Here is a 23,792-nt window from a genome sequence, read left to right on the forward strand (position 1 = left end):
TTATTAATTTAGTTGGTGCATATTATGGATATCTTATTTGTTCACGGTGAAGAAAGTCAAAACATCATCGGATGTTATGGAAATATAGAAGGGATTGCGGCTGTGGTTGTCACAGTATTTCCAGACAATAGTAAATATGAAATTATTGATTCCGTTTTCCGTCGTCGTCTGGGATTAAAGCCAACTGCTGATGATTTACTGGGACTGGCCAACACCCATAAAGTTAAATATATTATCGGCAATAAACTCATGGAAACCGTTTACAGTGGGGGAACATTAGAAAAAAATTATGAGTTTCCTGTTGAAATTCAATGGGAAAGCAATGAAATTAATGTTGAGAAATTACTATTTTTAACCGAATGTTATCTCAATGAAGGTAGGTTAAATTTAGCTGCTGATGTCGAAAACGTCATAGAGAAAGAATTACGGTCTTTCGACCTGCAAAAATGCCGTGATTATGGGCAAGCCAGCCACAGGATATTTGCATTCTTTCATGCGATCGCTGCCGCGCGTTCATTCATCCCCTCCTGGTCAAAAGCTTAAAAAAACCTAAAGGTTGACTGCACAAAATAATCCAATTTTAAAAAGCTTATCTTTTCTTTCTCCACACTTTTTCAGAGTCTCGCTATATTAGCAAGTAATAGGAAAAGTTGAAAAGGAGTTGAGAAAAGATGGAAACTAAGCCCATGAACCCATCTCTAGCACTCACGGACATTCCCCCCGGTTATCTGAACATTATGGGTTATGTTGACCAATCAGAAGTTAATGGACCCGGCTGTCGGGCTGTTGTCTGGGTACAAGGTTGTAACCGTGAGTGTTCTGGTTGCTTTAATCCCGACTCCTGGGCATTTGAGATTAATGATTTAGTTGCTATTGATACCCTTGCTGAAAGTATTCTCAAAAATCCCCAGAATACGGGTGTAACTTTTTCCGGTGGTGAACCATTTTGGCAAGCACCTGCACTAACAATTTTAGCCAAAAGGTTAAAAGCCGCAGGTTTAAATGTCATGTCTTTTACCGGTTTTACACTCCAGCAATTACAATCTGATTCCGCACCTCCTGGTGCAAAAGAATTATTGGCAGAGTTAGATATTTTGATTGATGGTCCTTTTGTCAAGTCTCTAGCAATTAATTCTCCTGATTCTCCTGTTTCTTCTAGTAATCAAAAAGTCAATATCTTTAATCCAGAATTTGCAGATAAAATCACTTGGGCTAGTGATCAAATTGAAGTGCATATTCTCAAAGATGGTAATCGCATTGTTACAGGTTATCAAGGTTTATTAGAATTAAGCTAATTTTAGGGAGGCTGAAAAATCAAGGTAGGTTCATTTTTCAGTCTCTCAAATTTGGAAATGCTAAAATTCTGCATACAACCAGCCGTACCGATTATAAATCAGGCGCAATATACGTTTTTCACAATAGTTTATACAGGCTTTGACTTATACCAACTTTGATACCATTGCTGCATTTGGTTAATTTCTGCTATTTGAGTTTTAATGATAGACTTAGCCAAATTACGGATTTGTGGTTTGGCAGTTTTTTTAGCAATCATCTGTGACATTTTGACAGCCATACGATGATGAGGAATCATTTGACGAATAAATTCTTTATCGAAATCTGGGGCATTTTTTAATGTTTCTAAATCCATATTCATGCAGTTCATTTTACCATTCATCGGCATTTTCATCGTGTCTGATGGATTCATCTGTTGGCACATATTCCCATGACCTGTCATCATTTCTTGATCAGTCATAGTCATTACAGGTACTTCTTTACCGTACCATGTCTTATACCAGGTTCGCATCTGTTCAATTTCGCGGGTTTGGTCTTTTTTGATAGCAACTGCTAGGTTCTTAATTTCTGGATGTTGTGCGCGAGTTGATGCGATATCAGCCATTTCTACTGCTTGCTGATGGTGCGGAATCATCATTTCTATAAAATGCTGATCTGTTTGCATCATCATTCCTTTTTTGGAGGGATTAGCTTGTTGAGATGAATGATGAGAATTGTGTTCAGAATTGGGACTTTGTGCTTGTGTGTTACTGACAATTAATAATCCACTAACAACACTACTGCTTACTAATCCAATCAAACCATAAATCAAATTTTTGCTTTTCATAACTTGTTTTTCCTTGAAAATATCAAGATTTGACAGTAAAAGTCATCAAACCTAACTGTTGCAAATACTGGGGAATAGTTATGTGTTTAACTATAATTCTAGCTTTTCATGGGAATATGAAATCAAGATGAAATGTTTTGTGATATTAATCTTTCTTAACAAAATAACTATCTATCAAATTTCAACGATTAAAAATTATCATTTCATTACCCACAACTGGACTACGGGCAATTATTTTCTCTTGAAAATCAACAACTTCTAAGTGGATAAAATTAAGTTCTTGAGAACGTTGCAATATATCTGCTGCTAGTTTATCCTGTTGAGATTTTTCCAGATTATACCAAATATCGCTAATTTTTACAGTTAAATCGCTAGTACGAAAGTTAGCTTGAAGAGGTTTTATTAGTTGAGGAATAATATTTTTATCCTTCGTATTTTTTACAGCAATGGTAATATCCGAAAACTGATTTTCAATTGCTGCTAGTAAAGCTTGTTCAGGTGTTAATTCGACAACTGGAATCGGGGTTGGTTCTGGTTCTATAACGGGGGTTGGAATTGGTTCTGGTTCTATAACTGGAGTTGGTTCTGGTTCTATAACGGGGGTTGGAATTGGTTCTGCTTCTATAGCTGGGGTTGGAATTGCTTCTGGTTCTATAGCTGGGGTTGGAGTTGGTTCTGCTTCTATAATTGATTTTGGTGGGATAACCTCTTCTACTGGGGGAACAGTTGCGACTTCAACCGATTTAGGAATAAACATAAATGTAGTTATTCCTATTGTCACCACAAAAATTACTGCAAAAATCCCTGTCAGCACCGTATCTGATACATTGTTAGATATATTTGATGGTAAAAATAAGCGGAATGTCCTTAAAAATCCATCCCAACGCGATAAAAAATTAGTTTTTTTCTGAGTATCAGCAGGTGTTTCTGTCTCCAGTTTAACTACTGTAGTTTCTAAAACACCAATCGTTCCCCGCAAAACTTGGATAATTGCCGTTTTCCAAATTGGTTGATTTTTTTGATAGAGTGTAGGTGCGGGTTCACTTCTTGTTTTTCTGCGTTTGTCTCCTGACATGGAACTTTTACCCAAATTAGCGAATCAAGAATATAGAAAACATATTTTGACTATAATCATCTATTGTGCCATTTAATAAAATATGAATATTAATCGCCGTCAATTTTTGTTTTTAAGTGGAATCAGCACCATAGGATCTGGATTTCTGGGTTGGAAATTGTCAAATTCAAATTCTCTCATAGAATCAGCAACAGCAGCGAAACCAGTCAAAAAAGATTTATTATTGCGTTTTGTCTCTGTTGCTGATACAGGAACTGGTGCAAAAGGACAATATGCTGTAGCAAATGCTATGAATTTTTATTATCAGCAAAATCCTTATAATTTAGTAGTTTTAGCTGGTGATAACATTTATAATAATGGCGAAATTGAGAAAATCAATGCAGTTTTTGAACGTCCTTATCAACCTTTACTAAAAAATGGTGTCAAGTTTTATGCTTGTTTAGGTAATCATGATATTCGCACGGATAATGGTGTTCCCCAAGTTAAATATCCTGGTTTTAATATGCAGGGACGTTATTACACATTTAGTCAAAATAAAGTTCAGTTTTTTGCGTTAGATACTAATGGTAATGCTGATTGGAAAAATCAGTTAGTTTGGTTAGATAAAGAATTAAGTCTGAGTAAAGCACCTTGGAAAGTTGTCTTTGGTCATCATCCCATTTATTCATCTGGTCATTATGGGAATAATGCAAGTTTTATTAAAACCTTTACTCCGCTATTTAAGAAATACAATGTTCAACTTTATATCAATGGTCATGAACATAATTATGAACGAACTCGCGCTATTAATGGAACTACATATTTAATCTGTGGTGCTGGTGCTGGTAATCGTCCGGTTGGTCGTTCTGAATGGACAGAATATTCAACCAGTGATTTGAGTTTTGCTGCTTATGATGTATATGCAGATAGAATGGAAGTGAGTGCTATTGGTACTAATAATCGCGTTTTTGATCAGGGTATAATTAAATTAAATAGTGTTTAATGAAAGGAATTGTAGGGGCAACCCCCTGTGGTTGCCCAAAGTCAGAAAGAAGAATAATCAATATCAAAGAAATTTTCCTCCCCCTGTTCCCTGTTCCCTGTCCCCTGTTCCCTACTATTTAGTAATGGTTGAGGTTGATTCCTGCTTCTTTGGCCATTGCGTCTAAACCTTTAAATTCTAAGGTTTTAATGGCTTTGGTGGAAAGTTTCAATTTTACCCAACGGTTGCCAGCAGCCCACCAAACCCGCTTGTTTTGCAGATTAACGTGCTGTAGACGCTTGGTGTGACGGTTAGAGTGGGAAACGGAACAAGCGTTATTGGCTTTTTTACCAGTTAGTTCACAACGACGGGACATAATAAATATCTCCTAGAGTTCTATTTTAAGACAACCTTCCTATTGTAGCTTCTGAAAGCCTGATTGACAGCTTATGTTTTGATTTGTAGGTTGGGTTGTTCGCGTGAGCGTTGCGGAGCAATAGCATGAAACCCAACAAATGCTTTGGGTTGCGCTGTCGCTTAACCCAACCTACAAAAAATGGCTAAGGTATTGTTACTTGCTGGCTTGTTCTGTTAGCTTGGTGAGTACGTCATTGGAACGTTCTACAAAGGATTTCATGCCTTCTGCATCAAAGCCTTTTTGAGATATCAGTGCTAGATCATAAACGTGCTGACACATCATATTTACTAATTGGCTGGATGGTGATTCACCATCACCTTGAATAATACTACCTTGACTCAGATTAACCAAGTTTTGAATTAACGGGTGAGCAGTATTTACTAGTAAAATATGTTCTTCGGGGAACTCGACGGTTTGCTGCTGCATCATAGCACTCATTTCTCGCATCCGGCGGAGAAATTCGGGTAATAACACCATTGCAGGTGGTGTGCCTTGAGGATCATCTGATTTCAAGGATTCGGTGCGGATGTTGAGTTTTGGCTTGTTGAGGGCTTTCTCAAATAGTTCTTTAATGACTTCTCCTTTGGTTTTGTTGGTGGTGGGGTCAACAATTTCGCCAGTTTTGTCATCGAGGAGGGTGTTATCGAGGTCAGAGTCTACCCGTGTAAATTTGACATCTCGATATTCTTGTTCTAGGAAGTTGATGAAGTGGGTATCAATAAAGGAGTCCATATATAGGACTTCCAAACCTTGATTTTTGTGCAGTTCGATGTATGTGGATTGAGTAGCTGCATCGGTGCTGTAGAATACCTTGTTTTCGTGACGTTCTTTGTTCCGTTCTAAGTATTCTTTCAGGGTGGTGTAGGGGATGCTAGTGGTGTTAGCTGGAGTGACATCTTGCCACGCATCACCTTCAGCAGATTGGACTTCAACGGCTGCGGTGTCGGCTACAGCGGCTTCTAATTTGGCTGTGCTGCGGAAGATGATGATGTCTTCGACTTGTTTTTTAAATTTATCATCGTTGAGAACGCCAAATTTTACGAATGTTCCCAAGTCTTTCCAGGCTGTTACGTATTGTTCACGGTTGTCGCGGTATAATTCTTTGAGTCTATCGCCAACTTTTTTGGCTATATAATCACCAATTCGCTTGATGGTGCGATCGCCTTGTAATGCACTCCGTGATACATTCAAAGGAATATCTGTACTATCAATTACCCCTCGCATAGGCATTAAAAACTGGGGAATAATTTCCTCACAGTTATCACTGACAAACACCTGATTGCAGAATAACTTAATTTGTCCCTTCGTCACATCTACATCAGGACGCATTTTGGGAAAGTACAAAATCCCGTTAATCACAAAGGGATAATCTGTATTCAAATGCACCCACAGCAAGGGTTCTTCTTGGAAAGGATACAAGTAGCGGTAAAAATCTAAATAATCTTCTTCAGTAAGATTGCTGGGAGATTCACGCCATGCAGCTTTTTGTTTATTTAAAACTTCCCCATCCATCTTAATGGGAACTGACATGAAATCGCAGTAGGTCTTGACAAGATTCTTAATTCGTGCTGGTTCGAGAAACTCCTCTTCTTCTCCTTCCAATGTGAGAATAATTGTAGTTCCGCGAGTGGTGCGAGGAGATTCATCTAAAACAAATTTAGGTGAACCATCACAAGTCCAACGCACAGCCTGTGCGCCTTCTTGATAAGATAGAGTATCAATTTCTACTTGTTTCGCTACCATGAAAGAAGAGTAGAAACCTAAACCGAAATGACCGATAATCGGTTGATCTGCCTTACCTTCATACTTGTGAATAAATTCCTCAGCACTAGAAAAGGCAACTTGGTTAATATATTTTTTTACTTCCTCTGCGGTCATGCCAATACCATTATCAGTAATGGAGAGGATTTTGTTGTCTTTATCAATGCTAATGGTAATTTCTGGTTCGCCAATTTCCCCATTGTATTCCCCAGCGCGGGATACCATATTTAACTTTTGGATAGCGTCTACCGCGTTGGATACCAGTTCCCGCAAGAAGATTTGATGATCTGAGTAGAGAGACTTCTTGATAATCGGGAAAATATTATCGGTATGAATACTGATATTGCCTTGTTCTAACATAGTTATCCGTCGGTTTTACTTGCAGATATATTTTATGAAAATCATTTTTCCGTGATTTTATCTCTTTTGGGGTAAGGAATACCTCTTCATTATGATTCGGATTACACTACCAGGGTTATTGTTAATGGTTTATTTTAACCCACGAAGGTGGGTTTTGCCTGTGTAGACGCGGTTTCTAACCGCCCTTTAAAACAACCTCTTAGGCATTTATAATAAAAATTAAGTATATTCAACCATCTTTAGGAATAATTCTATGGAACCGATAACTCTAGCTACTGCTATTGCTACCATCTTTCTCACTGGAGTATTACAGAAACAGGGTGAAAATTTTAGTGATTTTCTCATGCAAAAGGTTGGTGAAGCACTTGCGGTAATTCGCAAACATTCCCCAGAAACAGCAGCAGCGTTAGCAGCAGGGAATCCAGAAGTATTATCTCTCAAGCCGGAAGTTTTACAACAAATTCCCTCAGATCCGATTTTTGCAGAATTGGTTACTACTGCTGATGTAGAAGAAAATGCCACATTTCAGGAAAAGTATCAAGCCGTGAAAGCAGGAGGCACAATTAATATTATTGGTAAACAGATTAATATTTCCCAAACTGGTACAGGCAATACTCAAAATAATAACTTTAGTAACTTCTGAACTTATTATGAAAATACGAGAAGTTATTAATTTGCTTGAATCAGATGGTTGGTATTTGGTAACAACAGAAGGTAGTCATCGCCAGTTTAAACATCCCATTAAATTAGGTAAGGTAACAGTATCAGGGAAAATGGGTGATGATGTCAAGAAAGGAACGTTAGGAAGCATTCTCAGACAAGCAGGACTCAAATAATGGATAAGTATCTGATCGTTTTAGAAAGAACTGAAACAGGATTTTCCGCATACTCTCCTGATGTGTGGGGTTGTATTGCTACAGGTGAAACACTAACAATAACTTTAGAGAATATGCGTTCAGCTTTAGTTTTTCATCTTCAAGATAGCGAATCAATTCCCTCACCTCGTGGTATTGATGCTTATTTGGATGCGTTGCGGGAGTCAGAGGGTGAGGAATTTTATCTCACACATATTGGGGTAGAAGTTTTGAAGTGAGAATTTTAATTCAGGAGGTTTGAGTTATGGAAGAATTACTAGAACTTCAACAATTACTGATTAATGGCAATATTCCTGGTGCATTGCTGCTAGTTGAAGAGATGGCTGAAATGAGTAAAGATGATAAATTGAATAAGATTTTCAGTTTTGGCAAAATTATTCTTCTGCATCTAATTCAGCAAGCTGCGGAAAGACGGACAACTAGATCATGGAATTTGTCTATTGCTAATGCAGTGAAAGAAATTCAACGCACAAACAAACGTCGTAAATCTGGGGGAATGTACTTTACAACTGAAGAATTGCGAGAAACCCTAGAAGATGCCTATGATTTGTCATTAAATGGTGCAGCCAAAGAAGCATTTGAAGGTAGATATGAAACTGAAGAATTAGCAGCAATGGTAGATAAGGAAATGATATTACAACAAGCTATTAATTTAATTTTAGAAAATGCTATATAGACAAAATAGTCAAATTAAGTCTTTTCTCGTTCCCATACTCTGTATGGGAATGAATTCTAGAAGTCTCTGACTTCAATAATAGCAGAAATAGCAGAGGCAGAGCCTCGATGATAGCATTCCCAGTCGAAGACTGGGAACGAGATAAACGAGATAAATTACTTTTTAATTACAATTTTCCTATGAACTTTAACCACATTGACAAACACATAGAAATCACACAATCCGGTGATAACAATGTTCAAACTAACATCTTTTCCTCCCAACCTACACAACTAGAAGGAAATCCTTTCACACCACCAAAACCCCGTGAGGGTGGATTGTTTGGACGGGAAGACGAATTAGAAAAACTCCATCAATTATTGCAAAGTGGTAAAAACGTTTGTGTTGTCTCTGGAATGGGTGGAGTTGGGAAAACTGGACTGGTGCGAGAATATGCCAATTTAACAGAATGTATATCATTCTTTACTGGTGGAGTCTATTATATTGATGCCAGAGATAGGCAAAATATGGCTGCGGAAATTATCGCTTTGACTAAATGGAGATTTAAAGCCGAATTACCAGCCAATTTATCTACTCAACAAATGGTAACGGCTTGTTGGCAACAATGGAAATACCAAACAGAAAATGTATTGTTGATTCTTGATGATGTATCTGGGTTAGCTGACATCAAAACCTATTTACCACCAAAAGATTTAGTTTCTCTGCGGTTGTTGATGACTTCGCGGGAAACACCAGATAAACGCATTGCGGAAAAGTTAGAGTTACAAGTATTGTCAGAAGCAGCAGCAGTAGATTTATTAGCTGCAATTATTGGACAAGAAAGAATTGATGCAGAACCAGAACAGGCTAAACTACTTTGTTATGAGTTAGGATATTTGCCTTTAGCTTTAGAATTGGTGGCATATTATTTAGATGATGAAGACTATCAGGATTTATCACTGTTAGCAATGCGTGGTAAGTTGCAAGAAAAAGTTAAACATCCTGCACTGTCACCAGAAGAAGTTCCAGGAGGAATGGAAGCACAAAGAGGTTTACAAGCTGCATTTGATTTGAGTTGGGAAGAATTGAAACCAGAAGCTAAACATCTCGCTTGTGTGTTTGGCGCTTTTGCAGCTTCTCCTGTTTGTTGGGATTTTGTTACAGCCATTTATCAACAGTTGCAAGGTGAATCATTTAGTGAGGATGATTTAAAAGACCGTTGGTTAAAATCTTTAAGAAAACTGCATCTGGTGATGACTATTGAAGAAAATATTTATAATTTACATTTACTTATTCATGACTATTTTAGTGAACATCTAAAACAGCATTTTAATCACAACCAAATTAAACAAGTATATTGTGATGTGTTTATTGATTTTGCTAGTAATATTAATGATTTAATCAATCTAGAAACATTTAATTTAATTGAACCACATTTAAAGAAGATGATTGCTTGGTGTGAAGATAATGAAAATACTGAATTTACTTTTAGTTTAAACGGTTTAGCTGTACTTTATTATTACCAAGGACGTTATAGCGAAGCTGAACCTCTCTATCTCCAATCTTTAGAAATCAGAAAACACCAACTAGGTGCTGACCATCCTGCTGTCGCACAAAGTCTTAATAATTTAGCTGTACTGTATAAAGCTCAAGGATGTTACAGTAAAGCAGAACCACTTTATTTACAATCTTCAGAAATCTGGAAACACCAATTAGGTACTGATAATCTCAGTGTGGCTCTCAGTTTTAACAATTTAGCAGAATTGTACAAAGCTCAACGAAATTACAGTAAAGCAGAACCTCTCTATTTGCAATCTTTAGAAATGAGAAAACGCCAACTAGGTGCTGACCATCCTGATGTCGCACAAAGTCTCAACAATTTGGCATCACTATATGAACTGCAAGGATATTATAGTAATGCAGAACCTCTCTATCTTCAGTCTTTAGAAATCAGAAAATGTAAATTGGGTACTGACCATCCTGATGTCGGACAAAGTCTCAACAATTTGGCACTATTTTTTTATTTACAAGGACGTTATAGCGATGCTGAACCTCTCTATCTTCAGTCTTTAGAAATCGCAAAATGTCAATTAGGTATTGACCATCCTGAAGTCGCTACTAGTCTTAATAATTTAGCAGGACTGTACTATTCACAAGGACGTTATGGCGATGCTGAACTTCTTTTTTTACAATCTTTAGAAATCGAAAAACAAAAATTAGGCACTGATCATCCCAATGTAGCACAATGCCTCAATAATTTAGCAGAATTGTACAGAATTCAAGAACGTTATACTGACGCTGAACCTCTCTTTTTACAATCTTTAGAAATTAAAAAACGCCAATTAGGTACTGATCATCCAAATGTAGCACAGGGTCTTAACAATTTAGCATTACTTTATTCTTCTCAAGGACGTTACAACGATGCTGAACCTCTCTATCTTCAGTCTTTAGAAATCAGAAAACTCCAATTAGGTACTGACCATTTCGATGTTGTTTCCAGTCTCAATAGTTTGGCATTTTTGTATGAAGCGCAAGGTAAATATTCAAAAGCTGAAGATTTAGCTAAACAAGTATTAGCAATATATCAAAAAAAATTAGGCAATGAACATCCAAGTACGCAAAATGCAATATTTGCAATAAAAGGCTGGCATATACAGAATCTTCTGCATTGCAATACGGAAATATTAAGTTATGTTCTCCATACACTTGCACAACAAGCAAACTTTCCCGTACTTAATACAGAAACAGCATTAATCTTGCTAGAAATGATAGAAAGCAATCCTGATCTATTGTCATTTATTCGAGAGTTGTTGCAACAGCAAACAAAAACATCTGATGGCGATATATAAAAACAGGTTTGTAATGCAATCATAAAATTGTCAGAATCAGGATGTCCAGGATTATAGGATTTACAGGATTATCAGTGTTAAATTACTTGTTCCCATGACAACCGACCACTGACAACTAGCAACTGACTACTGACAACTGACAACTGACTGATATTAACCCTCTCTTGTCATCTATTCCCCAATTGCCTTTACAATTTAAATTCCTAGCAATTACCGGGAGTGAAAAAGTCGTTATGTTGTCTAAAAGAATCTTACCTTGTCTAGATGTCAAGGCCGGCAGAGTTGTGAAGGGAATTAACTTTGTGGATCTTAAGGATGCGGGTGATCCTGTAGAACTGGCCAAGGTTTACAATGAAGCCGGTGCTGATGAGTTAGTGTTTCTGGATATTACGGCTACTCATGAAGACAGGGACACGATTATTGATGTGGTTTACCGGACTGCTGAACAGGTCTTCATTCCCCTGACTGTGGGTGGTGGGATTCAAACCTTAGAAAATGTTAAAGGTTTGTTAAGAGCAGGGGCTGATAAGGTTAGTATTAATTCGGCGGCGGTCAGAAACCCAGATTTAATTAATCATGCCAGCGATCGCTTTGGTAATCAGTGTATTGTTGTAGCTATTGATGCTAGACGTAGACTTGATCCTGAAAATCCTGGCTGGGATGTCTACGTTCGCGGTGGTAGAGAAAATACTGGTATTGATGCCCTTCGCTGGGCGGAAGAAGTCACAAAACGAGGCGCTGGAGAGTTGTTGGTGACGAGTATGGATGCTGATGGTACTCAAGCTGGTTATGATTTGGAATTGACAAAAGCGATCGCTAATGCAGTAGAAATCCCCGTCATTGCTTCTGGTGGTGCTGGGAATTGTGAACACATTCACACTGCTTTAACGGAAGGTAAAGCCGAAGCGGCACTTTTAGCGTCTTTGTTACATTTTGGGAAATTAAGCGTAGCACAAATTAAAACCTATTTGCAAGAACGCCATGTTCCTGTCCGCCTTCCCACTTGAGATCCAATACAGCGACCAACTGCATCTATTGAAGACAAAACACAGTTATCCAAAACAGTGTTAAGATAAGGGTACTTCTATGAAGAAATATTAAGAAATATGTTGATTCCTATTTTAATCTTTGATGTCGCACTTGTAGCATGGTCGCTACACCTAATGGAAAAGGCTTATCAGCATAAAGAATTTTCGCTAATGCTCGCTGGTACACTGGTGGCATTAGCCGCAGCCGCCATGCTAGTTGTTTACTTTTTGATGGGACACTGCATGAGTTATTTATTACAAGTAAATTAAATCAGGAGTCAGGAGGAAGAAGGAAGAAGGAAGAAGGAAGAAGGAAAGTGGTTGATTTTTGATGATATCAACATTTATTTCTGGCACATTATCCACATTGAATACCCCTAAAATCACCGATTAATTGCCATTCTGGAAATCCAGTTGTTATATTAGACTAAATCAATAGTAGTTAAGGATTTAGCAACTGTGCGAGATGATTTACAGGGATTGGATATTAGTCATGATCAACTTCAAGATGCGACTAACTTACCTGTTGATAATAAATTAATAATTATTACTGATATTATCCAGCAATTCAGTATAAGGTTGCTAAAAAAAGCTCAAAAAACAGAAATTGCTACTGTGGTTTTCGCCGGACTTGCTATTTCTGTTTGTACTTACCTATTAGTAAAACTATCATCTTGGTTATCACTAATTATCTTTATTTTATGGACAAGTGGGAGTATCCAAATATTATTATATTTGTTATGGAAAGGTAAAAGTAAGTTTCTCAAGCAGAATATGACCAATTCTTTGCGGATTTTATTAAATGATGTGGAAAGATATAATTCCGTGATTAAAGCTATAGATATTAACGACCAAATTGAAGATGTTGGCAATTTAGGAGTAAGTATACAAGAAAGAGAAAAAGTATTATTAGCACTTGAATTAACTAGAAATGATTTAATCCGCGCTTTAAAAACAGAGAGAATTTTGCGAGAAAATAAAAGTTTTATTATCACCAATGCTGATTTATTTACCAATAATTTAGCCGCTTTGGCATCAATGCAAATTACCGAAGAAGCCACCGAACATGGTAAATTATTAAATGAAGCTTTGCAAATTTCCCTAGATGTACAGCGGGAAATGAAAAATTTACAAAGTCAGAGTTAATACTTGAGATATATTCCACCCGACAACACCGAATGGGCGCAGGCCCTGCGCCCCTACCTCCTGACTCCTATTTAAAATGAACTGGCAAGAAATTAGAGGCAATTGGGTACTTATTCCCCATAATCCTATCGGGGTTATTCATTTTTTAGGTGGTGCATTTGTCGCCACTTTACCACATTTAACGTATCGTTGGTTACTGGAAAACTTAGCAGATCAAGGATATGTGATTATTGCCACACCTTTTGTGAATACATTAGATCATATAGCGATCGCACAATCTGTCCTCCGTAAATTTGAATATACCCTAGAAAAACTACAAGACTCTGGAAAACTCCGCAAAATTTATCTTCCCACCTATGGAATCGGACATAGCATGGGTTGTAAATTACATTTACTAATTGGTAGCCTGTTTCCAATTCAAAGGGCTGGTAATATTTTAATATCCTTTAATAACTTTGCTGCCAATGAAGCCATACCATTAGTAGAACAGTTCAATTCCCAATTCAATTCCCAATTAGACATTGAATTTACACCCACACCCGCACAAACTAACCAAATAGTCCAAGACAGCTATCAGATTCGGCGAAATTTATTAATCAGATTCAATAAAGATACCCTAGATCAATCAGCAAACTTAACAATAATTTTACAACAACTCTTTTCTGATATGGTGACAACACAAACCTTATCAGGCACTCATACCACACCTTTAGGACAAGATGTAAAATGGCAACCAGGAACTTCCTTCAGTCCCTTTGATGCTTTAGGACAATGGTTAAAGCAAGAAGTTTATCGAGATTTAAATCAATTAAAACAAGTTATATTGTTTTGGTTAAATCCCCTTTCTTAATAATCTCATGTTTGAAATACTAATTATTGATGATGACCGCTCCATTCAAATGTTTCTCAAAAGAATCTTAGAAAAACAAGGTTATCAAGTTATTACCGCCAATACGGGAGAAGAAGGAATTTTAAGAACTCTGGACTCCCCTCCAGCCTTAATTATATGTGATTGGATTATGCCGGGATTAAGTGGGATAGAAGTATGTAATGCCATTAAAAAAGATCCCAAATTATCTACCACATTTTTTATTTTATTAACATCTTTAGATTCCGTCGCCGATAGAGTTAAAGGATTAGATGCTGGTGCTGATGATTTTATCTCCAAACCTATCGAACAAAACGAACTGCAAGCAAGAGTTAGAGCCGGTTTACGTCTACATCAATTAAGTCAGGATTTACAGACCCAAAAGCTACTTTTAGAAACAGAATTAGCCGAAGCTACAGAATATGTAAAATCCCTTTTACCCCTACCTGTAAATAACCCCCTGAGTATCCAGTTTAAGTTTTTGCCATCACGCCAACTTGGTGGGGATTGTTTGGACTATAATTGGCTTGATGCTGATACTTTAGCTATTTACCTCCTAGATGTTGCTGGTCATGGACTCAAAGCAACTCTTCCTTCCATTTCTGTATTAAATCTCTTACGTTCCCGCGCTCTCAAAGATTTAAATTACTATCAACCGAGTGAGGTATTAGCAGCTTTAAATAATACCTTTCAAATAAATTATCAAAATGATAAATATTTTACGATTTGGTATGGAGTTTATAATCGAGTTAGTCGGCAGTTAACTTACTCTAGCGCTGGACATCCACCAGCTATTATCATTTCTGGTAACTCTCCTACTAATACAGAAGTAAAAAGATTAAAAACTCCAGGAATGCCGGTGGGGATGTTTCCTGAAGCTAAATATGTTGATGCTTATTGTCAGATTGAAAAATCTAGTACCCTTTATATCTTTAGTGATGGTGCTTATGAAATCACTCAATCAAATGGGAATCTGTGGAGTTTGGAAGGTTTTACTCAGATTTTAATTAGCTTACAGTATTCTGTTGATAATCAACTAGATTATATACTGGATTACCTAATTAACTTAAACTCTAAAGATATATTTGAGGATGATTTATCCATTCTTCAAGTTAAATTTGATTGATTAAGTAGGTGAACACAATAAAACCAATCTGTGTAAAGAAAAGTAAAATCGCCAAAACCCTCTTCACTCTTGCCTTGCCATAACGACAATTTTTAACGCCAACCTACTTAAGTGGCAGAAAGCAAAAGATTTTCAAATGCTTCTTGACTAGGAACAATTGTAAATTTGCTATCCATTCCAGTTAATTCAAATAGCATTCTTACTTGCTCATTAATTGAACAAATCACCATCTTTATACCTGATTCTTGTAAAGCTTTAAATGTTAAAACCAGAGTGCCTAATCCAGAACTATCCATAAAGGTGACATTATGACAATCAACTAAGACAATGGACATTCCACTTTCCATTACTTCTGTAATACTTTGTCGAAAGCTTTGAGAACTATTGGCATTGAAGCTCCCACTGATGGCTATCACTTTTACCTGTTGATTCATAATATGCTAATTTTGATTTATTTAAGAAGGTTCTGATTTTGGTTTTATCAGTATATCTTAACGTTAAATTGAATAAAGACATTTTGTACACAAAAATATTGAGCAATTTTTCGTGACGTATTTATTCCGGTTTCTTATAACACAAAATAGTGATCCTTGAGAGCGTTTTTGGTAGATTGAGTTGCAACGAATAATTATATGGGACTGACTCTAGCTCGGTATAAAAGCTGATCATGTTGCATATAACCTGGATAACGGACTTTAATCATTTCTCCTGGTTGTGCTGTTCCCGCCAATAACTGATGAAATTGTGGATTATAGGGAATTTGGTCGCCGACAGATGCGATCGCTTTTACGTTCCAATCCTGTAATAATCTTTCTAGAGGCGTATCTACCAAAGGTAGTATTTTTACTGCTGATAACTGGTGATCCTCCCTGGCTCTTTGTGCTGCCATTGGCCATTGTAATAGTAAAGATTCCAATATTTGTAAACTCGACCGCTGAAATTCCCGTTTTAATACTTCTCGTTGTTCTAACATTGACAATGTTAATCTTTGATGCTCAGACTGTAAATCCGTGATTTGCTTTAATAAGTCTATGTTTTTATGAGAGGAATGAGTTTTATTGCAACTTGAGAATAAACCATCAACACCAAAAGTTTCTACCAACTCCATCCAAGATATCTGTAAAATCTCTGACAGTTTTACCAATACTTCCATCCGCATCTTTCCAATTTTCCCCCTCCGCAACTGCAAAATTTGCCATTGGGAAACACCAGCAGCACGACTTAAAGCGTTAAAACTATCACAACCAACTTTTTGCATTAAATTTCGCAAATTATCAGTTAAGTCAACTTGCGCCATAAAATTTGGGGTCTAATATATTGTTAGCTATTATACGTTTTTTTTCATTATTCTATGGTTTGGGAACTCAAAAATCGCTTAATAAATCATACTCATAATGAGTTTGATTTGCAAATGTGCCGAAGAAAAGACGTAATGGTATTATAGAAGCGCATAAGTAAAAAATATAGCAGGAGTCAGGAGTCAGGAGAAAAACCCTTTGGTAGCAAGAACTTGACCGTTGATTGATGTTCTAACCGCCTTGGCACTTGCTATATATACAGCAAATCGCAAATCAATGACGTACAGGATAAAACGGCAAAGCCAGACACCAAGCCTGTTTTACTCTTGACTTCTTTCTTATTCCTTCTTATTTCTTCTTCTCTCTTCTTATTCCTTCTTCTCTCTTCTTTCTTCTTCCTCCTGACTCCTGACTCCTGACTCCTGACTCCTATCTTCTGCTATATTTGTGATTCTTCCTGCCCCCCTGCATTTTCTTATCATTAGTAACTTGAGTTAATTAATTTAAAACCTCTCCGACAGCATAAGGGCAATCAGAATTAGTTTTCATGAAAATATTTATTTGGCGTTCTTCCTACAGATTAATAACAACCTTGTGCTTATTGGGATTGGCTGCCGCATCAGAACCCGTAAGCAAAAACCAGGATGTAAAATTGCAAATTGGTATTGTCCAACGGTTTGGGGCTAAACCCACAGACAAGTTAGAATTATCTCCCACAAAAGGCGATCGCTTAACATTAAAATTTGCAGTAGGTAATCAGCAACAAACCCTAGTTACAGACAAACCCATCCAGTTAGCAACAGTCATGCAGCCCTTAACCCAAACAGTGGTTCAGGAAGTATTAGTCCTGGGTGACTTTCGCACCTTTGAAACGGCGGAAGATAGCGCTAATCGCTGGCGTTCGCTGGGGATAGAAGTGGAAATATCTCAACCAGAACGTTGGCAAGTATGGGCAAAACGGGACGTTTACAGCACTCCTTTAATTCGCCGCTTACTATTAAAAAGTATAGAAACATCCGGTGATAAAAATGCTTACTTAGCAACCAATATTTTATCAAAAGTCCCTAAAATTACTTGGGTAGTAAATGGTAAAAATTATAGTCCTAATTATCTAGAAGTAACTGCGGATAAGGAATTGGTCAAAGTCAGTACCGACAAAAAACTCGAATCAAAGCGTGTCTACCCAGGAAAAGTGACCTTACAGCCTAACGCCTATGGGCATTACACCTTAGTGAATACTGTCCCCTTGGAAACTTATGTGCGAGGAGTTTTACCCCATGAAATTGGCACAAATGCGCCAATGGCAGCCCTAGAAGCACAAGCGATTATTGCTCGCACCTATGCTTTGCGAAATGTTCGCAGATTTGCGGTAGATAATTATCAGTTATGTGCGGACACTCATTGTCAAGTTTATCAAGGACTGAGCGGAATTGCTAAAAATACAGATCAGGCGATCGCCACAACCAGAGGTCAGATCCTCACTTATAATAATGAAATAGTTGATGCTTTGTATTCTTCCACGACAGGTGGCGTTACCGCTAACTTTAGTGATATCTGGAATGGAGAAGATCGTCCCTATTTAAAACCGGTCATAGATGCTGCTAATCAAAATCTTTGGAACTTATCAAGTCAAAATTTAGCAAATGATCGTAACTTCGAGAAATTTATCAATCTGAAAGCCGGATTTAATGAAAGTAAATGGGATGTATTCCGTTGGCACAGAGAAACGGACATCAATAGAATTACCAAAGACTTGCAAAAGTTTTTACAAGCAAAAAAAAGCCCCTATAGCAAATTCAAAAAAATTCAAGCCATGTCCGTCGTTCAACGCAGTTCCAGCGGCCGGATTTTAAAACTGGCTGTAAAAACAGATATCGGCGTTTTTACCTTACAAAAAGATGAAGTTCGCAGTGCCTTTGCTGCCCCCATTAGCACGCTTTTTTACATTCAACCACTGAATAAAGGACAAACGGATCTGTGGGGATATGCTTTTATTGGTGGTGGTTTAGGACATGGCGTGGGTTTAAGTCAAACAGGCGCTCAGAATCTAGCCAAACTGGGTTGGTCTAGTTCCAAGATTCTGGAGTTCTATTATCCGGGGACTAAAATTAAAGCAAATAGGTAATTGGGGAATTGGTAAAAGTCTGACTCAGTAGCCAATTCCCAATCCCCTTTCTAAAACTTAGTAAAGGTCTTCTTCTCTGTGGGTTTCGATGGTGACATCAGAAGTAGGATAAGCAACACAGGTCAATACATATCCAGCTTCAACTTGGTCATCATCTAAAAAAGACTGATCAGATTGATCTACAGTACCAGAGATGAGTTTACCAGCACAGGTAGAACAAGCGCCAGCCCGACAGGAGTAGGGTAAGTCAAGTCCAGCTTCTTCCGCTGCATCTAGAATATATTCATCTTCGGGGCATTCAATAACTTGGTCTAAACCTTCGGACTCGTTCTTAAGTCTTACCTTGAAAATAGCCATTTAATTATCCTCTCTTGTGAAATCGGCAGTATAAGTGATGTTTCAGCAAATTTTACAGCTATTCTGATGGGATTAACCGCTGGTTTCAATTTGCTTCAGTTCTGCTCCCCAGGAAAAGGTCACAAGGGATAACAGAAAATATAACTTTGTTAGGTTGCTTTAGTTCCAAGATTTTAGAGTTCTATGATCCAGGAACTAAAATTCAAGGAAGAAATTGGGAAATTGGCAAAAACTCTACTCAATAGCCAATCCCCAATCCTCTTTGTAGAGTGGACTTTTTTACTAAAACTTAGTAAAGGTCTTCTTCTCTGTGGGTTTCGATGGTGACATCAGAAGTAGGATAAGCAACACAGGTCAATACATATCCAGCTTCAACTTGGTCATCGTCTAAGAAAGATTGATCTGATTGGTCTACAGTACCAGTAACGAGTTTACCAGCACAGGTTGAACAAGCACCAGCGCGACAGGAGTAGGGTAAGTCAAGTCCAGCTTCTTCTGCTGCATCTAGAATGTAGGTATCGTCGTCAACGTCAATGGTTTTGTCTAAACCTTCGGCTTCGTGGATTAGTCTTACTTTGAAAGTAGCCATTTAATTATCCTCTGTTGTGAAATCGGCAGTATAAGTGATGTTTCAGCAAACACTACAGCTATTCTGATGGGATTAGCCGCTGGTTTAAATTTGCTTCAATTCTGATACTAAGGGAAAAGTTAAAATTTATGACAGAAAATTGACCCCGATTAGTAATGAAATTTAGTTACTTATTACCAATAAGTTTTTGTTATATGAAATACCGGCTGGGATAGATGTTAAAGTGCATCTTGGGGATATTTTTTGATGTCGGCTTTATGAAACCTCTGGTTGGTCAGGAATTGCATCAGGTAGTTCCTTTTCTACGCAGCAAAGACGCGGATACAAGTAGGCAATCAAGGTTGTGATTAGAGAAAACAGACCCATAATGATAAACATTAAACCAATACCACGACCGTGACCAACTCCAATAATTTTACCAATGCTATTGGCTAAAGCTCCATCTGTTGCCATAATTGGTTCAAAAAATTGGTCAGCTAATGCCCCAGAGGTTAGATAGGAAAGCGGTAAAAACCCCTGGACAACAGCGCTGCGAAAGGCAAAGACCCTTCCCTGGACTTCTGGCGCTACTTTTTTCTGATAGATGACTTGAATTGAGCCGTTGACAATGGGAACTATCAGAAATATCGAGAAATTGGCGATCGTAAAGACAATTGTGGAAGCCGTCAGTCCTGCTAATACATAGAATATGCCCAAAAATGCCATTGACACAAATATGGTATTCATCTGGCGTTCTAACCCTCCCCAAATGCTCATCACCACGCTACCCACCAATAGCCCAGAAGCAGCAATAGAATAGATCGTTCCCAGAGATTGTACAGAAGCAAAGGAAAGCACGAAGGGTGTAGTTAGGGCTTCATCGCTGCCAATGAGAAAGTTGGTAATGGCAATGAATATTACTAATGCGAGGAGTCCAGGACGTGCCACTAAATAGTTCCAGCCAAAGGTCATTTGTTGCCAAAAAGAGTTAGTTTCGGGATGGGGATGTTCTGTGGAATGAATTTCGGGAAATTTAACCACAAGTAAACAGATCAATGCCAAAGCTAATGTAGATAAATCAATGATGATAATTCCTGGTAATTGGACAGTTACTAACAAAGCTGCTGCTAATGCTGGGGAGAGAATTTCAGCGATCGCTAATCTGATCTGTGTCATCGAACTGGCACGACCAAGTTGTGCTTTTGGCACAAGTAATGTAGTCGCTGAGGAATAGGCTAGTCCCTGAAAAGCATTGAAACTGGAACTAATCCCACTGACTAGACACAGACTCCAAACTTCTAAGTGATTACTGATAAATAACCAAGCAATTAGTAAGGTACATAAACCTGCACAAAAATCACTAATAATCATAATCCAGCGCCGAGAAAAGCGATCGACAATCACACCAGCAATGGGAGAGATCAAAATTGTCGGTAGGGTTGTGGAGAGAATCAGCAGTGTAAATTGAATTGTGGAATTTGTGTGTTGATAAACCCAAATACTGAGCGCAAAAGCGGTTGTCCGCGAGCCAACCAGAGACAACACTTGTCCAAACCAGATCAAGATAAACACGCTCATGCTTTGAGTTATCTCTCCTTCTGGGTTGGAGAAATACTCAGTCCATTTCAATAAAGATGATCTAAATTTGGGTTGTTGTTTCAACTCTGGTGGGCTGTTTTCTAACATGGCAATAGTGATTATTAGTGAACTGGTGGCAAAGCCTCATGGTTTAATGTAACATTTATTTCTCATTTTTCAGTTACATAGCAGTCAGTACAAGTAGTCGAATAAATAAGATCCCCGACTTCTCTAAGAAGTCGGGGATCTGGAGTCTTGCAATGTTCACCAATCAAAAAATTCACAAACTTGACTAGTTGGATCTTCAATAAGTTGCTGAAGAATTTGCTGGTAATAGTTGAACAAAACCTCGATAGTTTCACTTGTGAATAACTCCGTGCTGTAGAAAACCTTAATTTCCATAGTGGGATTATTGACTGAAGGTGAAGAAACATAAATTTCTAAAGGAATTTCTCCATCCCACAAGTCGAGATCGCGCTTAATTGTGACAAAATCTACATCTAACATCCAATTATGCCAATTTTGTGGAGGTAGCATAGCCAGGGCTGCTGAGATATTCAGTGGTTGTTTACTGGTGATAGTTTCTGTGACTGTTTGACAAGCAATTTCTTTATTATTAATGGCTTCTGTGAGAGTTTCTTGGGCTTGTTCTAAAAGATTAATTCCAGTTTGTTCAGAGGAAAGATGCGATCGCAAAATTACATCATTGATGAAGCAACCGAGCATTTTTTCAGTTTCCACCGCACTCCGATTACCAATAGTTGCGACGACTAAAATATCGTTCTTACTACTGTATTTGAACAAAAGTATATTTAGAGCAGTGAGAATGATCGCAAAAATGCTGACCCTTTGAGAACGGCAAAGGGCTTCGATTGATGTCACAATACTTGCTGGCAGAACCACAGAATAAATAGCTGCGCTAGTATTTTCGTTACTCAACTGTAGCTGATTGCTAGATATCTCATCAGATGCTAGTGAAGTATTAGTTAGTTTTTGTAGCCAGTAAGCCAATTGCTTTTCTATGACCTTTTCATTAAAGTATTGCCGTTGCCAGAGGGTAAAATCTGCGTACTGAACAGGTAATTCGGGTAGGGGCGAAGGTAAACCATTCACAAAAGCTGCATAGAGGATTCCTAACTCCTCCAACAACAGACCAAATGACCAGCCGTCGGTGATGATATGGTGCATATTGATTGTCAACCAATGCTCTTCTGGAGTTAGTCGCAATAAACTGGTTTTGATGAGAGGGACTAAAGCCAGATCAAAATGGTGATTATATTGCAATGCCGCTAGTCTTTCTGCTTCAGATTTTCGCTCTATCAAGGGTAGGTTTTGTAAGTCTATAATCTCTAATGGGATGGTCAGAAATGGGGTAATTACTTGTACAGGTTGACCTTCTACTATAGTAAAACCAGTGCGTAATATTTCATGACGACGAATTATTTCATTGAAACTGGACTCCAATGCAATTGCAGAAAGAGAGCCAGTAAAACGTAAAATAAAAAAGCTGTTGTAGGCGCAACTTTCAGGAGCTAATTGTTGTAACTGCCATATAGACTCTTGTGCAAAAGACAGGGGAATAGAAGTGTCTCGTGCTTGCGGGACAAGAGGTGGTAAGGTATCAACTGTTATGGCATCCAATTGATGTGCAGTTATTACTTGACTAAGTTCAGCGATTGTCGGGGCTGTAAATAGAGAACGCAGAGGCAGAACTATGGAAAAATGTTCTTGAACGCGAGATATTACAGATGTGATCAGGAGAGAGTGTCCTCCCAATTCAAAGAAGTTGTCATAGATGCCTACCTGCTCTCGATGTAATACTGTACACCAAATTTCGGCTAATTTTGCTTCTAGGGCAGTCCCAGGGGCAACAAAGGCGGTTTCTAGCTCTGCATTGATTGTTTCTGGCTTTGGCAAAACCAGCCGGTCAACTTTACCATTAGGAGTCAGAGGTAATGCTTTTAGTGTCACAAAAGCCGCAGGTATCATATATTCAGGCAGATTTCCTTTCAGAAATTGACGTAATTCGCTACTGGTCAATGTTTCTGTTTTGCTAACAATATAAGCTGTTAAATATTTATTTCCTGGATGATCTTCGCGGACAATTACTACTACCTGCTGAACTTGAGAATGTTGGGTTAATACTGTCTCAATTTCTCCTAGTTCAATCCGAAAACCCCGAATTTTGACTTGGTGATCAATCCGTCCCAGAAATTCAATATTTCCATCTGGTAAATAGCATCCTAAGTCTCCAGTTTTATAAAGTCGCTCATTTGCCACAAAAGGATTATCAATAAATCGCTCAGATGTTAAGTCAGGACGATGCAAATAGCCTTTGGCTAAACCTAGTCCACCAATGTAGATTTCTCCATAAACGCCAATCGGTAGGAGTTGAAGATAGGGATCAAGAATGTAAACTTGAGTATTGGCAATAGGACGACCTATAGGTGGAAATTTACTATTTGATGCTTCTGGTAAAATTTGTCCAGAAGTTGTAACTACTGTATTTTCTGTAGGTCCATAGTTATTAAAAAACTTAAATGGTAACTTATTTGATGGATAAAAATTAAGTAGTTTTTCACTCTCCCCCCACTTTCGAGAGTTTATAGGGTAGGTAGAAGTAGG

General features: G+C 37.9%; 24 protein-coding genes. 14 read left to right on the forward strand and 10 right to left on the reverse strand.

The window, feature by feature from the left end; all coding sequences use genetic code 11:
- Positions 1-24: 24 nt before the first annotated feature.
- Both FJR05_RS04200 and FJR05_RS04205 read left to right on the forward strand, forming a co-directional pair.
- On the forward strand, positions 25-543 hold the full coding sequence (locus FJR05_RS04200; RefSeq protein WP_168642941.1) for a hypothetical protein: 519 nt from the start codon (positions 25-27) through the stop codon (positions 541-543).
- Between the two features lie 128 nt (positions 544-671).
- Positions 672-1,295: a 4Fe-4S single cluster domain-containing protein gene (locus FJR05_RS04205; RefSeq protein ID WP_168642942.1), complete on the forward strand. Its 624-nt coding sequence runs from the start codon at positions 672-674 to the stop codon at positions 1,293-1,295.
- Positions 1,296-1,423: 128 nt separating this feature from the next.
- On the opposite strand, the gene FJR05_RS04210 is transcribed toward FJR05_RS04205, so the two are convergent.
- Positions 1,424-2,119, reverse strand: coding sequence for a DUF305 domain-containing protein (locus FJR05_RS04210; protein ID WP_168642943.1), 696 nt, complete (start codon positions 2,117-2,119; stop codon positions 1,424-1,426).
- Between the two features lie 181 nt (positions 2,120-2,300).
- Entirely contained in the window at positions 2,301-3,194 is an 894-nt protein-coding gene (locus FJR05_RS04215) for a hypothetical protein (protein ID WP_168642944.1), read from the reverse strand.
- 82 nt (positions 3,195-3,276) lie between these two features.
- Here FJR05_RS04215 and FJR05_RS04220 point away from each other — a divergent pair, with 82 nt between their 5' ends.
- Entirely contained in the window at positions 3,277-4,176 is a 900-nt protein-coding gene (locus tag FJR05_RS04220) for a metallophosphoesterase (protein ID WP_168642945.1), read from the forward strand.
- A gap of 118 nt (positions 4,177-4,294) precedes the next feature.
- On the opposite strand, the gene rpmB is transcribed toward FJR05_RS04220, so the two are convergent.
- The gene (gene rpmB / locus FJR05_RS04225; protein WP_168642946.1) at positions 4,295-4,531 is read right to left on the reverse strand and encodes a 50S ribosomal protein L28; all 237 of its coding nucleotides are present in this window, start codon (positions 4,529-4,531) and stop codon (positions 4,295-4,297) included.
- Between the two features lie 195 nt (positions 4,532-4,726).
- A complete protein-coding gene (htpG, locus tag FJR05_RS04230; protein WP_168642947.1) occupies positions 4,727-6,694 on the reverse strand; it encodes a molecular chaperone HtpG in 1,968 nt (655 codons plus the stop codon).
- Positions 6,695-6,947: 253 nt separating this feature from the next.
- On the opposite strand from htpG, the gene FJR05_RS04235 reads away from it, so the two are divergent.
- The 10 genes from FJR05_RS04235 (at position 6,948) to FJR05_RS04280 (ending at position 15,241) form a co-directional block, all read left to right on the forward strand.
- Complete coding sequence (locus FJR05_RS04235; RefSeq protein WP_168642948.1) at positions 6,948-7,337, forward strand: hypothetical protein; 390 nt, start codon at positions 6,948-6,950, stop codon at positions 7,335-7,337.
- Between the two features lie 7 nt (positions 7,338-7,344).
- On the forward strand, positions 7,345-7,530 hold the full coding sequence (locus tag FJR05_RS04240) for a type II toxin-antitoxin system HicA family toxin (protein ID WP_168642949.1): 186 nt from the start codon (positions 7,345-7,347) through the stop codon (positions 7,528-7,530).
- On the forward strand, positions 7,530-7,787 hold the full coding sequence (locus FJR05_RS04245) for a type II toxin-antitoxin system HicB family antitoxin (protein ID WP_174783572.1): 258 nt from the start codon (positions 7,530-7,532) through the stop codon (positions 7,785-7,787). Before FJR05_RS04240 ends, FJR05_RS04245 begins: the two co-directional genes overlap by 1 nt.
- Positions 7,788-7,813: 26 nt before the next feature.
- A complete protein-coding gene (locus FJR05_RS04250) occupies positions 7,814-8,245 on the forward strand; it encodes a DUF29 family protein (protein ID WP_168642950.1) in 432 nt (143 codons plus the stop codon).
- 107 nt (positions 8,246-8,352) lie between these two features.
- A complete protein-coding gene (locus FJR05_RS04255) occupies positions 8,353-11,073 on the forward strand; it encodes a tetratricopeptide repeat protein (RefSeq protein WP_254446712.1) in 2,721 nt (906 codons plus the stop codon).
- Positions 11,074-11,306: 233 nt separating this feature from the next.
- A complete protein-coding gene (hisF, locus tag FJR05_RS04260) occupies positions 11,307-12,080 on the forward strand; it encodes an imidazole glycerol phosphate synthase subunit HisF (RefSeq protein ID WP_096671580.1) in 774 nt (257 codons plus the stop codon).
- A 99-nt stretch (positions 12,081-12,179) separates the two neighbouring features.
- On the forward strand, positions 12,180-12,371 hold the full coding sequence (locus FJR05_RS04265; RefSeq protein WP_168642951.1) for a hypothetical protein: 192 nt from the start codon (positions 12,180-12,182) through the stop codon (positions 12,369-12,371).
- Positions 12,372-12,560: 189 nt separating this feature from the next.
- Positions 12,561-13,247, forward strand: a complete 687-nt coding sequence (locus FJR05_RS04270) for a hypothetical protein (RefSeq protein ID WP_168642952.1) — start codon at positions 12,561-12,563, stop codon at positions 13,245-13,247.
- A gap of 76 nt (positions 13,248-13,323) precedes the next feature.
- Positions 13,324-14,097 (forward strand): DUF1350 family protein, encoded by a 774-nt coding sequence (locus FJR05_RS04275; RefSeq protein WP_168642953.1) that lies wholly within the window; start codon positions 13,324-13,326, stop codon positions 14,095-14,097.
- 7 nt (positions 14,098-14,104) lie between these two features.
- Complete coding sequence (locus FJR05_RS04280) at positions 14,105-15,241, forward strand: PP2C family protein-serine/threonine phosphatase (RefSeq protein ID WP_168642954.1); 1,137 nt, start codon at positions 14,105-14,107, stop codon at positions 15,239-15,241.
- Positions 15,242-15,348: 107 nt separating this feature from the next.
- Here the strand turns inward: FJR05_RS04280 and FJR05_RS04285 are convergent, their stop codons facing one another.
- A complete protein-coding gene (locus FJR05_RS04285; RefSeq protein WP_168642955.1) occupies positions 15,349-15,675 on the reverse strand; it encodes an STAS domain-containing protein in 327 nt (108 codons plus the stop codon).
- A 194-nt stretch (positions 15,676-15,869) separates the two neighbouring features.
- The gene (locus FJR05_RS04290; protein ID WP_168642956.1) at positions 15,870-16,538 is read right to left on the reverse strand and encodes a helix-turn-helix domain-containing protein; all 669 of its coding nucleotides are present in this window, start codon (positions 16,536-16,538) and stop codon (positions 15,870-15,872) included.
- Between the two features lie 548 nt (positions 16,539-17,086).
- Between FJR05_RS04290 and FJR05_RS04295 the strand changes: the two genes are divergently transcribed.
- Positions 17,087-18,664 carry a SpoIID/LytB domain-containing protein gene (locus tag FJR05_RS04295; protein ID WP_168642957.1) on the forward strand — a complete coding sequence of 526 codons (1,578 nt, stop codon included), beginning with the start codon at positions 17,087-17,089 and terminating at the stop codon, positions 18,662-18,664.
- Between the two features lie 57 nt (positions 18,665-18,721).
- Here FJR05_RS04295 and FJR05_RS04300 read toward each other — a convergent pair whose 3' ends face one another.
- The 4 genes from FJR05_RS04300 to FJR05_RS04315 all read right to left on the reverse strand — a co-directional run.
- A complete protein-coding gene (locus tag FJR05_RS04300) occupies positions 18,722-19,021 on the reverse strand; it encodes a ferredoxin (RefSeq protein ID WP_168642958.1) in 300 nt (99 codons plus the stop codon).
- 289 nt (positions 19,022-19,310) lie between these two features.
- On the reverse strand, positions 19,311-19,610 hold the full coding sequence (locus FJR05_RS04305) for a ferredoxin (protein ID WP_168642959.1): 300 nt from the start codon (positions 19,608-19,610) through the stop codon (positions 19,311-19,313).
- Positions 19,611-19,865: 255 nt separating this feature from the next.
- Complete coding sequence (locus tag FJR05_RS04310) at positions 19,866-21,275, reverse strand: MFS transporter (protein ID WP_168642960.1); 1,410 nt, start codon at positions 21,273-21,275, stop codon at positions 19,866-19,868.
- 156 nt (positions 21,276-21,431) lie between these two features.
- The coding region (locus FJR05_RS04315; RefSeq protein ID WP_168642961.1) for a condensation domain-containing protein at positions 21,432-23,792 on the reverse strand (2,361 nt) is incomplete at its 5' end.

This window comes from Dolichospermum sp. UHCC 0259 (genome assembly GCF_009711935.1).
In the GTDB taxonomy this organism is placed as follows: Bacteria; Cyanobacteriota; Cyanobacteriia; order Cyanobacteriales; family Nostocaceae; genus Dolichospermum.

What these genes read in the sequence shown, in the direction of transcription:
- FJR05_RS04200 (WP_168642941.1), top strand. Translation starts at nt 25, where the DNA reads ATGGATATCTTATTTGTTCACGGTGAAGAAAGTCAAAACATCATCGGA.
- FJR05_RS04205 (WP_168642942.1), top strand. Translation starts at nt 672, where the DNA reads ATGGAAACTAAGCCCATGAACCCATCTCTAGCACTCACGGACATTCCC.
- FJR05_RS04210 (WP_168642943.1), bottom strand. Translation starts at nt 2,119, where the DNA reads ATGAAAAGCAAAAATTTGATTTATGGTTTGATTGGATTAGTAAGCAGT.
- FJR05_RS04215 (WP_168642944.1), bottom strand. Translation starts at nt 3,194, where the DNA reads ATGTCAGGAGACAAACGCAGAAAAACAAGAAGTGAACCCGCACCTACA.
- FJR05_RS04220 (WP_168642945.1), top strand. Translation starts at nt 3,277, where the DNA reads ATGAATATTAATCGCCGTCAATTTTTGTTTTTAAGTGGAATCAGCACC.
- rpmB (WP_168642946.1), bottom strand. Translation starts at nt 4,531, where the DNA reads ATGTCCCGTCGTTGTGAACTAACTGGTAAAAAAGCCAATAACGCTTGT.
- htpG (WP_168642947.1), bottom strand. Translation starts at nt 6,694, where the DNA reads ATGTTAGAACAAGGCAATATCAGTATTCATACCGATAATATTTTCCCG.
- FJR05_RS04235 (WP_168642948.1), top strand. Translation starts at nt 6,948, where the DNA reads ATGGAACCGATAACTCTAGCTACTGCTATTGCTACCATCTTTCTCACT.
- FJR05_RS04240 (WP_168642949.1), top strand. Translation starts at nt 7,345, where the DNA reads ATGAAAATACGAGAAGTTATTAATTTGCTTGAATCAGATGGTTGGTAT.
- FJR05_RS04245 (WP_174783572.1), top strand. Translation starts at nt 7,530, where the DNA reads ATGGATAAGTATCTGATCGTTTTAGAAAGAACTGAAACAGGATTTTCC.
- FJR05_RS04250 (WP_168642950.1), top strand. Translation starts at nt 7,814, where the DNA reads ATGGAAGAATTACTAGAACTTCAACAATTACTGATTAATGGCAATATT.
- FJR05_RS04255 (WP_254446712.1), top strand. Translation starts at nt 8,353, where the DNA reads ATGATAGCATTCCCAGTCGAAGACTGGGAACGAGATAAACGAGATAAA.
- hisF (WP_096671580.1), top strand. Translation starts at nt 11,307, where the DNA reads ATGTTGTCTAAAAGAATCTTACCTTGTCTAGATGTCAAGGCCGGCAGA.
- FJR05_RS04265 (WP_168642951.1), top strand. Translation starts at nt 12,180, where the DNA reads ATGTTGATTCCTATTTTAATCTTTGATGTCGCACTTGTAGCATGGTCG.
- FJR05_RS04275 (WP_168642953.1), top strand. Translation starts at nt 13,324, where the DNA reads ATGAACTGGCAAGAAATTAGAGGCAATTGGGTACTTATTCCCCATAAT.
- FJR05_RS04280 (WP_168642954.1), top strand. Translation starts at nt 14,105, where the DNA reads ATGTTTGAAATACTAATTATTGATGATGACCGCTCCATTCAAATGTTT.
- FJR05_RS04285 (WP_168642955.1), bottom strand. Translation starts at nt 15,675, where the DNA reads ATGAATCAACAGGTAAAAGTGATAGCCATCAGTGGGAGCTTCAATGCC.
- FJR05_RS04290 (WP_168642956.1), bottom strand. Translation starts at nt 16,538, where the DNA reads ATGGCGCAAGTTGACTTAACTGATAATTTGCGAAATTTAATGCAAAAA.
- FJR05_RS04295 (WP_168642957.1), top strand. Translation starts at nt 17,087, where the DNA reads ATGAAAATATTTATTTGGCGTTCTTCCTACAGATTAATAACAACCTTG.
- FJR05_RS04300 (WP_168642958.1), bottom strand. Translation starts at nt 19,021, where the DNA reads ATGGCTATTTTCAAGGTAAGACTTAAGAACGAGTCCGAAGGTTTAGAC.
- FJR05_RS04305 (WP_168642959.1), bottom strand. Translation starts at nt 19,610, where the DNA reads ATGGCTACTTTCAAAGTAAGACTAATCCACGAAGCCGAAGGTTTAGAC.
- FJR05_RS04310 (WP_168642960.1), bottom strand. Translation starts at nt 21,275, where the DNA reads ATGTTAGAAAACAGCCCACCAGAGTTGAAACAACAACCCAAATTTAGA.